This window comes from Pseudomonas sp. WS 5410, from assembly GCF_012985645.1.
In the GTDB taxonomy this organism is placed as follows: domain Bacteria; phylum Pseudomonadota; class Gammaproteobacteria; order Pseudomonadales; family Pseudomonadaceae; genus Aquipseudomonas; species Aquipseudomonas shahriarae.
In genome coordinates, this window is sequence record NZ_JAAQWS010000002.1 from 320,824 (window position 1) to 335,252 (window position 14,429).

A 14,429-nucleotide genomic window follows, 5' to 3' on the forward strand; every position below is an offset into this window, starting at 1 on the left:
AATTAGTGGGAGTACATCTACATGCAAGCGACCAAGCCGACGCACGTCCGTTATTTGATCTTGCTCATGCTGTTCCTGGTGACCACGATCAACTATGCCGACCGCGCCACCATCGCCATCGCAGGTTCCAGCCTGCAAAAAGACCTCGGCATCGACGCGGTCACCCTCGGTTATATCTTCTCTGCGTTCGGTTGGGCCTATGTGGCCGGGCAAATCCCCGGCGGCTGGCTGCTCGACCGTTTCGGCTCGAAAAAAGTCTATGCCCTGAGCATCTTCACCTGGTCGCTATTCACCGTGCTGCAAGGCTATGTCGGTGAGTTCGGGGTTTCCACCGCCGTGGTGGCGCTGTTTATGCTGCGATTTTTGGTGGGCCTGGCAGAGGCGCCATCCTTCCCCGGTAACGCACGGATCGTCGCGGCCTGGTTCCCCACTGCCGAACGCGGTACGGCTTCGGCGATCTTCAACTCGGCGCAGTACTTCGCCACCGTGTTGTTTGCACCGCTGATGGGCTGGATCGTCTACAGCTTCGGCTGGCAGCACGTGTTTATCGTGATGGGGGTGATCGGCATCGTGTTTTCGCTGATCTGGCTGAAAGTAATCTACAGCCCGCGCCAGCACCCGCTGATCAACGAAGCCGAGTTCAACCACATCGCTGCCAACGGGGCGATGGTCGATATGGATCAGGACAAGGCCAAGGGTAAGAAAACCGACGGGCCGAAGTGGGATTACATCCGCCAGTTGCTGACCAACCGCATGATGCTCGGGGTCTACCTGGGCCAGTACTGCATCAACGGTATTACCTACTTCTTTCTCACCTGGTTCCCCGTGTACCTGGTGCAGGACCGTGGCATGACCATCCTCAAGGCCGGTTTTATCGCCTCGTTGCCGGCGATCTGCGGTTTTATCGGCGGCGTGCTGGGCGGGGTGATTTCCGATTACCTGCTGCGCAAGGGCCACTCCCTGACCTTCGCTCGCAAGGCGCCGATCATTGCCGGTTTGTTGGTCTCCAGCAGCATCATTGCCTGCAATTACGTGGATGTGGAATGGATGGTGGTCGGCTTTATGGCCCTGGCCTTCTTCGGTAAAGGCGTTGGCGCACTGGGTTGGGCGGTGGTGTCTGACACCTCGCCGAAACAAATCGCCGGCCTCAGCGGCGGCTTATTCAACACCTTCGGCAACCTGGCTTCCATCACCACGCCCATCGTGATTGGCTACATCATCAGCACCACCGGTTCGTTCAAGTGGGCCCTGGTATTTGTCGGCGCCAATGCGCTGGTGGCGGTATTCAGCTACCTGGTGATCGTCGGCCCGATCAAGCGCGTGGTGCTCAACGAGCCACCGAGCAAAGGCCCCGAGTTGACTAACCTTTCCCAAGCGCAATCCTGAAGGGGCCGTGTGATGCAGTTGATTGAACATGCCGACTCGCCGCGCTCCATTCGTCTGCACGAGCGCGACAACGTAGTAATCGTGGTCAATGACCAGGGCGTGCCGGCGGGCACCGAGTTCCCGGACGGCCTGGTGACCGTGGAGTTCATCCCCCAGAGCCACAAGGTGACCCTGGAAGATATCCCGCAAGGTGGTCAGATCATTCGCTATGGCCAAACCATCGGTTACGCCTTGCAGCCGATACCGCGCGGCAGTTGGGTCCAGGAAGATCAACTGCGCATGCCTACCGCACCGCCGCTGGACAGCCTGCCGCTGTCCACCGAGGTCCCCGAGGCCCAGGCGCCATTGGAAGGCTTTACTTTCGAAGGCTATCGCAATGCCGACGGCACCGTCGGTACGCGCAATATCCTTGGCATCACCACCACTGTGCAGTGCGTGACCGGCGTGCTGGACCATGCGGTCAAGCGCATCAAGGACGAGTTGTTGCCCAAGTACCCGAATGTCGATGACGTAGTGGCACTGACCCACAGCTACGGCTGTGGCGTGGCCATTACCGCCACCGATGCCTATATCCCGATCCGCACTGTGCGCAACCTGGCACGCAACCCGAACCTGGGGGGCGAAGCGCTGGTGATCAGCCTGGGCTGCGAGAAATTGCAGGCCGGGCAAGTGATGCACGACAACGACAGCTCGGTGGACCTCAGCGAGCCGTGGCTGTACCGCCTGCAGGACGCCAGCCACGGCTTCAGTGAAATGATCGAGCAGATCATGGCGCTGGCCGAAGTCCGCCTGAAGAAACTCGACCTGCGCCGGCGGGAAACCGTACCGGTCTCGGAGCTGATCCTCGGCATGCAATGCGGCGGCAGCGACGCGTTTTCCGGGATCACCGCCAACCCGGCGCTGGGTTACGCCTCGGACTTATTGCTGCGGGCCGGGGCGACGGTGATGTTTTCCGAAGTCACTGAAGTGCGCGATGCCATTTACCTGCTGACCTCCCGTGCCGAGAACCAAGACGTTGCCCGGGAACTGGTACGGGAAATGGACTGGTACGACCGCTATCTGGCCAAGGGCGAGGCCGACCGCAGCGCCAACACCACGCCGGGCAACAAGAAGGGCGGGTTGTCGAACATCGTCGAGAAGTCCCTGGGCTCCATCGTCAAATCCGGCAGCAGCGCGATCAACGGCGTACTGGGGCCGGGCGAGCGCTTCAAGGGCAAAGGCCTGATCTTTTGCGCGACACCGGCCAGCGATTTTGTCTGCGGCACCTTGCAACTGGCGGCGGGGATGAACCTGCACGTCTTCACCACCGGTCGCGGCACGCCTTACGGGCTGGCGATGGCGCCGGTGGTGAAGGTCTCGACCCGCACGGAACTGGCCCAGCGCTGGCCAGACCTGATCGATATCGACGCCGGACGCATCGCCACCGGCCGTGCGACCATCGAGGAGCTGGGCTGGGAGTTGTTCCACTTCTACCTGGATGTAGCCAGTGGCAAGAAGCAGACCTGGGCCGAGCGGCATAAATTGCACAATGACATTACGTTGTTCAATCCGGCGCCGATCACCTGAGACCGTGTCGCATCATCGCGGGCTTGCTCGCGATGGCGACCTGCCGGGCGCAATGGTGCTGGATGTTTTATGATTAGCCACCTACTGACCCTCACCAAGGTTCTCCCTGGCATGCTGGCTATCTTCCTGCAAACCCTGACCATCACCGCGCCGGTGTTTGCCATGCTGTTCCTGGGCGTCCTGCTCAAGCGCATCAACTGGATCAACGACGACTTTATCCACACTGCGTCGGCCTTGGTGTTTAACGTCACCATGCCGGCGTTGCTGTTTCTGGGGATTCTGCATGCCGACCTGCATTCGGCGCTCAAGCCAGAACTGCTGATCTATTTCTCGGTTGCGACGTTGGTCGGCTTCGCCCTGGCCTGGGGTTGGGCGATTTTCCGTTGCCCGCGTGAGGACCGGGGTATTTATGCCCAAGGTGCATTTCGTGGTAACAACGGGGTGATTGGCCTGGCACTGGCGGCCAGTATGTACGGCGACTACGGGATTTCCCTTGGCGCGATCCTCGCCGCCCTGGTGATCCTGTTCTACAACACCCTGTCGACCATCGTGCTGGCGGTCTACAGTCCGGTGATCAAGTCCGATCCGTGGAGCATCTGCAAAAGCGTGTTGGCCAATCCATTGATTATCAGCGTGATTGCGGCCACACCCTTCGCGTATTTCCAGATTGGCTTGCCCGGCTGGCTGGAAAAGTCCGGGCAATACCTGGCAGATACCACATTGCCATTGGCGTTGATCTGTATCGGCGGCACGTTGTCCATGGCGGCCCTGCGGAAAAGCGGCAGCATTGCTCTGAGCGCCAGCCTGATGAAGATGATCTGGCTGCCCCTGGTGGCGACTGCCGGCGCGTGGCTGTACGGGTTCCGCGGGCCGGAACTGGGGATCCTGTTCTTGTATTTCGGCGCGCCGACGGCCGCCGCCAGTTTTGTCATGGCTCGCGCGGCCCAGGGCAACCATGAGTTGGCGGCAGCGATCATTGTGATCACCACCTTGATGGCGGCGGTGACCACTAATATCGGGATCTTCGTGTTGCAGGCGGGTGGCTGGATCTGAAATGTTCTGGTGAAGGTGTGCACAATCAAAATTGTGGGAGCGGGCTTGCCCGCGATAGCGATCTAACAGTCACTGCGGGTCTGACTGATACGCCTCAATCACTTCCTGCGCCGCCCGAAACGCATCAATCGCCGCCGGCACGCCGGCATACACCGCGCAATGCAGCAGCGCCTCGCGAATTTCTTCAACAGTACAGCCATTATTCAGTGCGCCGCGCACATGGCCCTTGAGTTCCTGCGGGCACTTCAAGGCGGTCAATGCCGCGAGTGTAATCAGGCTGCGGGTCTTCAGTGGCAGGCCTTCACGGTTCCACACCCCGCCCCAGGCATGTTCGTTGACGAAGTCCTGCAGTGGCTGGGTGAATTCGGTGGCATTGCCCAGCGCGCGGTCGACAAACACATCACCCATGACCTGGCGACGCATTTGCTCGCCGGATTTCGGTTGATCGGTCATTGCGATTCCCTCTTGTGGTGTTGGCGGCGCCAGGCTCGCAGCGAGGTGAACAACAGGAAAGCCACCAGCGCTGGCAGGACGTAGTACAGCATCAGTTGTTCGAGTTTATTGGCCAGCGGCATGCCGGTGGTGAACGACAGCACATGCAGCCCATACGCCAGATACAACCCCAGCAGCAGCAAGCCTTCGGCGCGGGTAATGCGGTAGCCGGTGTAAAACACCGGCAAGCACAACACCACGACGCCGAGCATTACCGGCAGGTCGAAATCCAGGGCATTGGGCGATACCGACAAGGGCGACGGCGCCACCAGCGCGGTAAAGCCCAGTACCCCCAGCAGGTTGAACAGGTTGCTGCCGATCACGTTGCCTACCGCAATCTCCCGCTCGCCGCGTACGGCGGCGATCAGGGATGTGGCGAGGCACGGCAGGGAGGTACTGACGGCAACAATGGTCAGGCCGATTACCCGCTCGGACAGGCCCAGGTCGCCGGCCACTTCCACAGCCGCCCCCAGCACCAGATGCCCGGCGAACACCAGCAGCACGAGCCCACCGATCATCCACAGCAAACTGCTCAACCACGGCGCCTGCACCACGGTGTCGCGGGTCCGTGGGCGGCGCGAATGGCGGGTCTGGTACAGCAACAGGGCGAGGTAGGCGAGTAGGGCGACCAGCAAGGTCAGGCCGTCAAGCGGGGTCAGGGCTTCATCGCTGGCGAGAATAAACAGCAGCAGGCTGGCGCCGATCATCACCGGGATATCCAGGCGCACCAGTTGGCGCGACACGCGCAAGGGAATGATCAGCGCCGACAGGCCCAGGGTGACGAGGATATTGAAGATGCTGCTGCCGATCACACTGCCCACGGCAATATCGGTATTACCGGCCAGGGTGGCCTGCAAACTGACGGCGATTTGCGGCGCGCTGCTGCCAAAGGCCACGATGCTCAAGCCAATGATCAGCGGCCTGACCTTGAGGCTGGCGGCCAGGCGCACGGCGGCGCGTACCAGCATTTCGGCGCCGGCAATCAGCAGCAGCAGGCCGCTGATCAGTTCAATCAGGCTGATGGGCGAGAGGGCGCTTAATCCGAAAATGGTCAGGGCTCCGACAGTCAGTTGCTCAGGGCTTGTACGCGCACGCGCGCGGTTCCGCTGCGCAGCATACCCAACTGTTCGGCGGCCTGGCGTGAAAGATCAATCAGTCGGCCACGGGTGTGTGGGCCGCGATCATTGATGCGTACCACCACGGATCTATCGTTGGACAGGTTGGTGACCTGCACCCGCGTGCCGAATGGCAGGCGTCGGTGGGCGGCGGTCATTGCGTGTTGGTTGAAGGGTTCACCGCTGGCGGTTTTCTTGCCGTGGTGCTTGGCGCCGTAGTAGGACGCGGTGCCGGTTTCGTCGTAACCGTTGGGGTCGATCAGGCCACTGGCGCAGCCGGTGAGCAGGGAGAACAGGGCGCAGAGGCCGAGTAGACGCTTCATTATCAAAATATCCCCATCACAAATGTGGGAGCGGCGGTGCGACGATTCGAATCGTCGCACCGCCGCTCCCACATGGGGTCCGAGTCGCAAGTAAAATCCCGCTCGGACCATTCATTGCTATCAGCCTTCGAGCTTGCTCTTGAGCAATTCGTTCACCTGTTGCGGGTTGGCCTTGCCTTTGGAGGCTTTCATCGCCTGGCCCACAAAGAAGCCGAACATCTTGCCGCGCTTGGCTTCATCCGCCGCACGGTATTGCTCGACCTGCTCGGCGTTGGCCGCCAGCATTTCATCCAGCACGGCCGAGATGGCGCCGCTGTCGGTGACTTGCTTGAGGCCGCGCTTCTCGATGATCTCGTCGGCGTTTCCTTCACCGCTGGCCATGGCCTCGAATACGGTCTTGGCGATTTTGCCGGAGATGGTGTTGTCCTTGATGCGCAGCAACATGCCGCCCAGTTGTTCGGCCGAGACCGGGGCTTCGTCGATTTCCAGGCCCTGTTTGTTCAACAGGCTGCCCAGTTCGACCATGACCCAGTTAGCGGCCAGCTTGGCGTCACCGGCAATGCTCACGACTTTTTCGAAGTAGTCGGCTTGCTCGCGGCTCGAAGCCAGCACGCTGGCGTCATACACCGACAGACCGAACTGCGCCTGGAAACGCTCGCGTTTTTGCGGTGGCAATTCCGGCAGGGTGGCGCGCACGTCATTGAGGAACGAATCCTCGAGCACCACTGGCAACAGGTCCGGATCGGGGAAGTAACGGTAGTCGTTGGCTTCCTCTTTGCTGCGCATGGCACGGGTTTCGTCTTTGTTCGGGTCGTACAGGCGGGTCTGCTGGATCACTTTGCCGCCGTCTTCGATCAGCTCGATCTGGCGACGGACTTCGGTGTTGATCGCCTTCTCGATGAAACGGAACGAGTTGACGTTCTTGATCTCGCAGCGGGTGCCATACTCGACCTGGCCTTTTGGCCGCACCGACACGTTGCAGTCGCAACGCAGGGAGCCTTCGGCCATGTTGCCGTCGCAGATGCCCAGGTAGCGCACCAGCGCGTGGATGGTCTTGACGTAGGCCACGGCTTCCTTGGCACTGCGCATGTCCGGCTCGGACACGATCTCCAGCAGCGGCGTGCCGGCGCGGTTCAGGTCGATGCCGGTGGCGCCATTGAATTCTTCATGCAGGCTCTTGCCGGCATCTTCTTCCAGGTGCGCACGGGTCACGCCGACGCGTTTGATCGTGCCGTCTTCCAGGGGGATATCCAGGTAGCCCTTGCCGACGATCGGCAATTCCATCTGGCTGATCTGGTAGCCCTTGGGCAGGTCCGGGTAGAAGTAGTTCTTGCGCGCAAACACGTTGTGCTGGCCGATCTCGGCGTCAATCGCCAGGCCGAACATCACCGCCATGCGCACCGCTTCCTGGTTCAGTACTGGCAGTACGCCAGGCATGCCCAGGTCTACCAGGCTGGCCTGGGTGTTGGGCTCGGAGCCGAACGTAGTGGCACTACCGGAGAAAATCTTCGATTGGGTGGCGAGCTGGGTATGAATCTCCAGCCCGATCACAACTTCCCATTGCATAGTGTTCTCCTCAGAAGCCGGTTGGGGTGCGAGTGTGCCAGTCAGTGTGCAACTGGTACTGGTGCGCCACATTGAGCAAGCGGCTTTCCTGGAAATACGGGGCGAGTAGTTGCACGCCCACTGGCAAACCGTCGACAAAACCAGCAGGCATGGACAAGCCCGGCAGGCCGGCGAGGTTGGCGGTGATGGTGTACAGGTCTTCCAGGTATTCGGCGATCGGGTCGCCGGTCTTGGCGCCGATCTTCCAGGCCGGGTTTGGCGTGGTTGGGCCGAGGATCACGTCGACTTCATTAAAGGCTGCCATGAAGTCGTTCTTGATCAGGCGACGGATCTTTTGCGCCTTGAGGTAGTACGCGTCGTAGTAACCCGCCGACAGGGCGTAGGCACCGACCATGATCCGGCGTTGTACTTCCACGCCGAAACCTTCGCCACGGGAGCGCTTGTACAGGTCGGTAAGGTCTTTCGGGTCTTCACAGCGGTAGCCGAAACGCACGCCGTCGAAGCGCGACAGGTTCGACGAGGCCTCTGCCGGGGCGATCACGTAGTACGCCGGAATCGCGTGCTGGTTGTTCGGCAGGCTGATTTCCTTGATCACCGCGCCGAGCTTTTCCAGCTCCTTGACGCTGTTGTGCACCAGCTCGGCGATACGCGGGTCGAGACCGGCGCTGAAATACTCTTTCGGCACGCCGATGCGCAGGCCTTGGATCGAGGTATTGAGGCTGGCGCTGTAGTCCGGCACCGGCTCATCAATGCTGGTGGAGTCCTTCGCATCGAACCCGGCCATGCCTTGTAACAATATTGCGCAGTCTTCTGCAGTGCGAGCCAAAGGGCCGCCCTGGTCGAGGCTGGACGCGTAGGCAATCATGCCCCAGCGGGAAACACGACCGTAGGTCGGTTTCAGGCCGGTGAGGTTGGTGAACGCGGCAGGCTGGCGGATCGAGCCGCCGGTATCGGTGGCTGTGGCGGCCGGAAGCAGGCGGGCGGCCACGGCTGCAGCCGAACCACCGGACGAACCTCCGGGCACGTGCTCCAGGTTCCACGGGTTTTTCACCGCGCCGTAGTAGCTCGATTCGTTGGCCGAGCCCATGGCGAATTCGTCCATGTTGGTCTTGCCCAGGGTCACGGCCCCGGCTTCGGCCAGCTTGGCGACCACGGTCGCATCGTAGGGCGCCTTGAAGTTGTCGAGCATCTTCGAGCCGCAGCTGGTGCGGATGCCCTGGGTGCAGAACAGGTCCTTGTGACCGATTGGCGCACCCAGCAGCGCGCCGCCTTCACCGTTGGCGCGACGGGCGTCAGCGGCCTTGGCCTGGCTAAGGGCCAGCTCTTCGGTGAGGCTGATGAAGCTGTTGACCTTCGGGTCCAGCGCGGTGATACGCGCCAGCAGGGCCTTGGTCAGCTCTTCGGAAGAAAACTTTTTGTCGGCGAGACCGCGGGCGATCTCGGCCAGAGTCAATTGATGCATTGCAGGCTCTTTCCCTTTAGTCGATGACTTTCGGAACCAGGTACAGGCCGTTTTCGACCGCTGGTGCGATGGACTGGTAGGCCTCGCGATTATTGCGTTCGGTCACGACGTCTGCGCGCAGGCGCTGGCTGGCTTCCAGTGGGTGGGCCAGGGGTTCGATGCCATCGGTATTCACCGCTTGCATCTGGTCGACCAGCCCGAGAATGCTGTTCAGGGCTGCGGTGGTCTGTGGAAGATCGGCTTCATTGAGGCCCAGGCAGGCCAAATGAGCGATTTTTTCCACGTCGGAGCGTTCAAGCGCCATGGGATTCTCCAGTGGAAAACAGAACGGAAGCTATCCGTGTGTTAGATTGTCGGAACACTACCGCATTTCTACGGTCATAAGGCCGCGATTGTGGGGTTAGGTGCACAGAAAGTCGGCCAATTTAGCACATTGGCGCCTTGCCCAAAATCCCTGTCGTTGTTAGAGTTTGCCGCACTTTTTTACCCACGCGTTGCCTAGGGTCCCTTTCCCATGTTCAAGAAACTGCGTGGCATGTTTTCCAGCGATCTTTCCATCGACCTGGGCACTGCCAACACCCTTATTTACGTGCGCGAGCGCGGTATCGTCCTGAATGAGCCATCGGTTGTGGCCATTCGGACCCATGGTAATCAGAAAAGTGTCGTTGCCGTGGGCACCGAGGCCAAGCGCATGCTCGGCCGTACACCTGGCAACATTGCCGCCATTCGTCCGATGAAAGACGGCGTGATCGCCGACTTCAGTGTCTGCGAGAAGATGCTGCAGTACTTCATCAACAAGGTTCATGAAAACAGTTTCCTGCAGCCCAGCCCTCGTGTGCTGATCTGCGTACCATGCAAATCCACCCAGGTGGAGCGTCGTGCCATCCGTGAATCGGCCCTTGGTGCCGGTGCCCGCGAAGTGTTCCTGATCGAAGAGCCAATGGCCGCTGCCATCGGTGCCGGCCTGCCGGTTGAAGAAGCGCGCGGTTCGATGGTGGTGGATATCGGTGGCGGTACCACTGAAATCGCCCTGATCTCCCTCAATGGCGTGGTGTATGCCGAATCCGTACGGGTTGGCGGCGACCGCTTCGACGAAGCGATCATCACGTATGTGCGTCGTAACTACGGCAGCCTGATCGGCGAATCCACCGCCGAGCGCATCAAGCAGGAAATCGGTACCGCCTACCCGGGTGGCGAAGTGCGCGAAGTCGATGTTCGCGGTCGCAACCTGGCCGAGGGCGTGCCACGTGCCTTTACCCTGAACTCCAATGAAGTGCTGGAAGCTCTGCAAGAGTCCCTGGCCACCATCGTTCAGGCGGTCAAGAGCGCGCTAGAGCAGTCGCCACCGGAACTGGCTTCCGATATCGCCGAGCGTGGCCTGGTGCTGACCGGTGGTGGCGCCTTGCTGCGTGACCTCGACAAGCTGCTGGCCCAGGAAACCGGCCTGCCGGTGATCGTCGCCGAAGACCCGCTGACCTGCGTTGCCCGTGGCGGTGGTCGTGCACTGGAAATGATGGATAAACACACCATGGACCTGCTCTCCAGCGAATAAGATCGTTGGTTGCGCCATGTTTCACTAACAGGCAGCACTTTGCAGTGCTGCCTGTTGGCGTTTATCTTCTTCAATCTGCATCCAGGCCGGTTTGATGCCGTATGAATAAAGAGAATATCTGCCCGGGAGTAGCGGCCTATTAAACCGCTCTTCACTAAAGGCCCCTCATTGGGCGTGCGCTTGTTGGTGCTGGTCGTGCTATCGGTCGCGCTGATGGTGGTCGATGCCCGCTTCACACTGCTCAAGCCAGTGCGTAGCCAGATGTCGCTGGTATTGATGCAGTCCTACTGGATCACCGACCTGCCGCAACGGCTATGGCAAGGTGTGGCCAGCCAGTTTGGCAGCCGCACAGAACTGGTGGCCGAGAACGAAAAGCTCAAGACCGAAAACCTGCTGCTGCAGGGGCGCATGCAAAAGCTGGCGGCCCTGACCGAGCAGAACGTCCGGCTGCGCGAGTTGCTCAATTCTTCCGCGTTGGTCAACGAAAAGGTCGAAGTGGCCGAGTTGATCGGCATGGACCCCAACCCCTTCACCCATCGCATCATCATCAACAAGGGCGAGCGCGATGGCGTGGTCCTTGGCCAGCCGGTGCTCGATGCCCGTGGCCTGATGGGCCAGGTGGTGGAGTTGATGCCCTATACCTCCCGCGTGCTGCTGCTCACCGACACCACCCACAGCATTCCGGTGCAGGTCAATCGCAATGGCCTGCGGGCGATTGCCAGCGGTACCGGCAACCCGGAACGCCTGGAATTGCGGCATGTGGCCGACACCGCTGACATCAAGGAAGGCGACCTGCTGGTCAGCTCCGGCCTCGGCCAGCGATTCCCGGCGGGCTATCCGGTGGCGACGGTCAAGGAAGTGATCCACGATTCCGGCCAGCCATTCGCGATTGTCCGTGCCGTGCCGACGGCCGCGCTGAACCGTAGCCGCTACCTGTTGCTGGTGTTCAGTGACACGCGCACGCCGGAAGAGCGCGCCAACGAGGCTGCCCAGGCCCAGGAAGCGCAGGACCGGCAGGACGGCACCACCACGCCGATCATCCCGGCCACCGTAGTACCCAAGCCTGCGACACCGGCAGCGCCAGTGGCGACACCGGCTGCACCCGCGGCGCCCGCTTCGGCAACACCTGCCCGGCCGGTCAGGCCTGCGGCGTCCACGCCTGCTGCTGCACCTGCGCCGGCAACCACTCGACAGGGGGCGCAATAATGGCCGGTACACATTCACGCAATGGCTGGATGGTCTGGTTGACCTTCGCCATCGGTATGTTGCTCAGCGTTTCGCCGATGCCGCAATTCATGGAAATCCTGCGCCCGCTGTGGCTGGCCTTGCTGCTGGCCTTCTGGGCCCTGGCCTTGCCGCACAAGGTCGGCATGGTCACCGCGATGTGCCTGGGGCTGGCTGAAGACGTGATGTATGGCACCTTGCTCGGCCAGAACGCCTTGATTCTCACGCTGATCACCTTCCTGGTGCTGTCGCTGCAGCAACGCCTGCGCATGTTTCCGATGTGGCAGCAATGCCTGGTGATCCTGGTGATCTTCGGTCTGGCCCAGTTGGTGCAACTGTGGCTTAGCGCCTTGACCGGTAACCGCCAGCCGACCCTCGCGCTGGTCTTGCCGGCGCTGGTCAGCGCGTTGTTGTGGCCATGGGTCAGCTTCGGTCTGCGTGGTTTGTGTCGCCGCTATAAAATCAATTGAGTGGGGCGCGAAGCTCTGCCTGGTTATCGAACCCGCAGGGAGAGTTTGCAATGCAATCGCTTTATCTGGCCTCCGGCTCTCCTCGGCGGCGTGAACTGCTGACCCAGATTGGCGTGCCGTTCACCGTGGTCAACGCCGCTATTGATGAAACACCCCTGGGCGACGAGTCGCCTGCGTCCTACGTCGAGCGCCTGGCCCGTGGCAAAGCCGCTGCAGGCCTGGCGACATTAGCCGATACCGCAAATGCCTGCGTGCTAGGGGCCGATACTGCCGTCATCCTGGATGGCCGGATCCTCGGCAAGCCGGTGGACCAGGCCGATGCCCTGGCCATGCTGCTGGCCCTTTCTGATCGTGAGCACGAAGTCCTCACCGCCATTGCGCTGCTTGATGGCCAGCGTTGCGAAACGCGCCTGGTCAGCAGTCGCGTGCGTTTTCGCCAGGTTTCCACACAAGAAGCAACGACTTACTGGCACAGCGGTGAACCCCAGGACAAGGCGGGCGGCTATGCTATCCAAGGGTTGGCGGCGGTATTTGTCGCCGGGCTCAATGGCAGCTACTCGGCAGTCGTTGGCCTGCCGGTCTGCGAAACAGCAGAACTGCTGGGCCATTTCGGCATACCCTGTTGGCAACACCTTTCCGTGCGCTGAACGCTCTACTCCAGCGCCACCTTTAAGCGATCGGCCACTATTGTGAAAACGCCTGAACGAGACCCAGCCATGAGTGAAGAGATTCTGATCAATATCACGCCGATGGAATCGCGCGTGGCGGTGGTAGAAAACGGTGTTTTGCAGGAAGTGCACGTCGAGCGCACCCAGAAGCGCGGGATCGTTGGCAATATCTATAAAGGTAAGGTTGTGCGGGTGTTGCCGGGCATGCAGGCAGCCTTTGTCGATATCGGCCTGGACCGTGCCGCATTTATCCATGCCTCGGAAATCTCCCTGCGCGAAGGCCCAGCGGTCGAGAGCATCAGCGCCCTGGTGCACGAAGGGCAGAGCCTGGTGGTGCAAGTCACCAAAGACCCGATTGGTTCCAAGGGCGCGCGCCTGACCACGCAATTGTCGATTCCTTCGCGTTACCTGGTGTACATGCCGCGCACCGCCCACGTCGGTATTTCCCTGAAAATCGAAGACGAAGGTGAGCGTGAGCGCCTGAAAAAGGTGGTCAGCGATTGCGTGGCGGCCGAAGGTATCAAAGAGGCGGGCGGCTTTATCCTGCGCACCGCCGCCGAAGGTGCCGGTGCCGATGAAATTCTCATGGACATCCGCTACCTGCGGCGCCTGTGGGACCAGATCGCGGCCCAGATCAAGACCGTCGGCGCGCCGAGTGTCATCTACGAAGACCTGGGCCTAGCCCTGCGAACCCTGCGTGATCTGGTCAGCCCGAAGATCGAGAAAATCCGCATCGACTCGCGGGAAACCTTCCAGCGCACCACGCAATTTGTCGCCGAACTGATGCCGGAAATCGCCGATCGCCTGGAACACTACCCCGGCGAACGGCCGATTTTCGACCTGTATGGCGTCGAGGACGAAATCCAGAAGGCCCTGGAGCGCAAGGTGCCGCTCAAGTCCGGTGGCTACCTGGTGGTCGACCCGGCCGAAGCCATGAGCACCATTGACGTCAACACCGGCGCCTTCGTCGGCCATCGCAACCTTGAAGAAACCATCTTCAAGACCAACCTCGAAGCCGCCACCGCCATTGCCCGTCAACTGCGCCTGCGCAACCTGGGCGGGATCATCATCATCGACTTCATCGACATGGAAGATGAAGAACACCAGCGCCAGGTGTTGCGCACCCTTGAAAAGCAGCTGGAGCGCGATCACGCCAAGACCAACATCATCGGGATCACCGAGTTGGGCCTGGTACAGATGACCCGCAAGCGTACCCGTGAAAGCCTTGAGCAAGTGCTGTGCGAACCGTGCAGCAGTTGCCAGGGCCGCGGCAAGTTGAAGACCCCGGAAACGGTTTGCTACGAGATTTTCCGGGAAATTCTACGAGAGGCACGCGCTTACCAGGCCGAGGGTTATAGAGTCCTGGCCAATCAGAAGGTGGTTGATCGCTTGCTCGACGAAGAGTCGGGCAACGTTGCGGAACTGGAGGGCTTTATTGGCCGTACCATCCGTTTCCAGGTCGAAACCATGTATTCACAGGAACAATACGACGTGGTGCTGCTCTGATTCGCATCCGTCCTGTTCAACGAGACCGCCAGACCTTGATCTGCCG

At 60.8% G+C, this 14,429-nt stretch carries 14 protein-coding genes; 8 read left to right on the plus strand and 6 right to left on the minus strand.

Features of this window, described 5'->3' with window-relative positions; genetic code table 11:
- Positions 1 to 21 precede the first annotated feature (21 nt).
- From HBO24_RS04950 to HBO24_RS04960, 3 genes are all read left to right on the plus strand, one after another.
- Positions 22 to 1,386 (plus strand): MFS transporter, encoded by a 1,365-nt coding sequence (locus tag HBO24_RS04950; RefSeq protein WP_029291889.1) that lies wholly within the window; start codon positions 22 to 24, stop codon positions 1,384 to 1,386.
- A 12-nt stretch (positions 1,387 to 1,398) separates the two neighbouring features.
- A complete protein-coding gene (gene garD, locus HBO24_RS04955) occupies positions 1,399 to 2,952 on the plus strand; it encodes a galactarate dehydratase (RefSeq protein WP_170059362.1) in 1,554 nt (517 codons plus the stop codon).
- 111 nt (positions 2,953 to 3,063) lie between these two features.
- Positions 3,064 to 4,005, plus strand: a complete 942-nt coding sequence (locus HBO24_RS04960) for an AEC family transporter (protein WP_057438376.1) — start codon at positions 3,064 to 3,066, stop codon at positions 4,003 to 4,005.
- Between the two features lie 69 nt (positions 4,006 to 4,074).
- Here HBO24_RS04960 and HBO24_RS04965 read toward each other — a convergent pair whose 3' ends face one another.
- The 6 genes from HBO24_RS04965 to gatC all read right to left on the minus strand — a co-directional run bounded on the left by HBO24_RS04965 (position 4,075) and on the right by gatC (position 9,267).
- A complete protein-coding gene (locus HBO24_RS04965) occupies positions 4,075 to 4,458 on the minus strand; it encodes a carboxymuconolactone decarboxylase family protein (protein WP_057438084.1) in 384 nt (127 codons plus the stop codon).
- A complete protein-coding gene (locus HBO24_RS04970) occupies positions 4,455 to 5,513 on the minus strand; it encodes a calcium/sodium antiporter (RefSeq protein WP_115128998.1) in 1,059 nt (352 codons plus the stop codon). Before HBO24_RS04970 ends, HBO24_RS04965 begins: the two co-directional genes overlap by 4 nt.
- A gap of 50 nt (positions 5,514 to 5,563) precedes the next feature.
- On the minus strand, positions 5,564 to 5,935 hold the full coding sequence (locus tag HBO24_RS04975) for a septal ring lytic transglycosylase RlpA family protein (RefSeq protein ID WP_057958448.1): 372 nt from the start codon (positions 5,933 to 5,935) through the stop codon (positions 5,564 to 5,566).
- A gap of 120 nt (positions 5,936 to 6,055) precedes the next feature.
- A complete protein-coding gene (gatB, locus tag HBO24_RS04980; protein ID WP_057438093.1) occupies positions 6,056 to 7,501 on the minus strand; it encodes an Asp-tRNA(Asn)/Glu-tRNA(Gln) amidotransferase subunit GatB in 1,446 nt (481 codons plus the stop codon).
- A 10-nt stretch (positions 7,502 to 7,511) separates the two neighbouring features.
- A complete protein-coding gene (gene gatA / locus HBO24_RS04985) occupies positions 7,512 to 8,963 on the minus strand; it encodes an Asp-tRNA(Asn)/Glu-tRNA(Gln) amidotransferase subunit GatA (RefSeq protein WP_057438095.1) in 1,452 nt (483 codons plus the stop codon).
- A gap of 16 nt (positions 8,964 to 8,979) precedes the next feature.
- Complete coding sequence (gatC, locus tag HBO24_RS04990; RefSeq protein ID WP_003216077.1) at positions 8,980 to 9,267, minus strand: Asp-tRNA(Asn)/Glu-tRNA(Gln) amidotransferase subunit GatC; 288 nt, start codon at positions 9,265 to 9,267, stop codon at positions 8,980 to 8,982.
- A gap of 210 nt (positions 9,268 to 9,477) precedes the next feature.
- Here gatC and mreB point away from each other — a divergent pair, with 210 nt between their 5' ends.
- The 5 genes from mreB to rng all read left to right on the plus strand — a co-directional run bounded on the left by mreB (position 9,478) and on the right by rng (position 14,383).
- Positions 9,478 to 10,515: a rod shape-determining protein MreB gene (gene mreB / locus HBO24_RS04995; RefSeq protein ID WP_002555108.1), complete on the plus strand. Its 1,038-nt coding sequence runs from the start codon at positions 9,478 to 9,480 to the stop codon at positions 10,513 to 10,515.
- Positions 10,516 to 10,653: 138 nt separating this feature from the next.
- Positions 10,654 to 11,721: a rod shape-determining protein MreC gene (gene mreC, locus HBO24_RS05000; RefSeq protein ID WP_170059401.1), complete on the plus strand. Its 1,068-nt coding sequence runs from the start codon at positions 10,654 to 10,656 to the stop codon at positions 11,719 to 11,721.
- On the plus strand, positions 11,721 to 12,209 hold the full coding sequence (gene mreD, locus HBO24_RS05005) for a rod shape-determining protein MreD (protein WP_057438103.1): 489 nt from the start codon (positions 11,721 to 11,723) through the stop codon (positions 12,207 to 12,209). Before mreC ends, mreD begins: the two co-directional genes overlap by 1 nt.
- A gap of 50 nt (positions 12,210 to 12,259) precedes the next feature.
- On the plus strand, positions 12,260 to 12,856 hold the full coding sequence (locus HBO24_RS05010) for a nucleoside triphosphate pyrophosphatase (RefSeq protein ID WP_115128996.1): 597 nt from the start codon (positions 12,260 to 12,262) through the stop codon (positions 12,854 to 12,856).
- A 69-nt stretch (positions 12,857 to 12,925) separates the two neighbouring features.
- Complete coding sequence (rng, locus tag HBO24_RS05015; protein WP_115128995.1) at positions 12,926 to 14,383, plus strand: ribonuclease G; 1,458 nt, start codon at positions 12,926 to 12,928, stop codon at positions 14,381 to 14,383.
- Positions 14,384 to 14,429 lie beyond the last annotated feature (46 nt).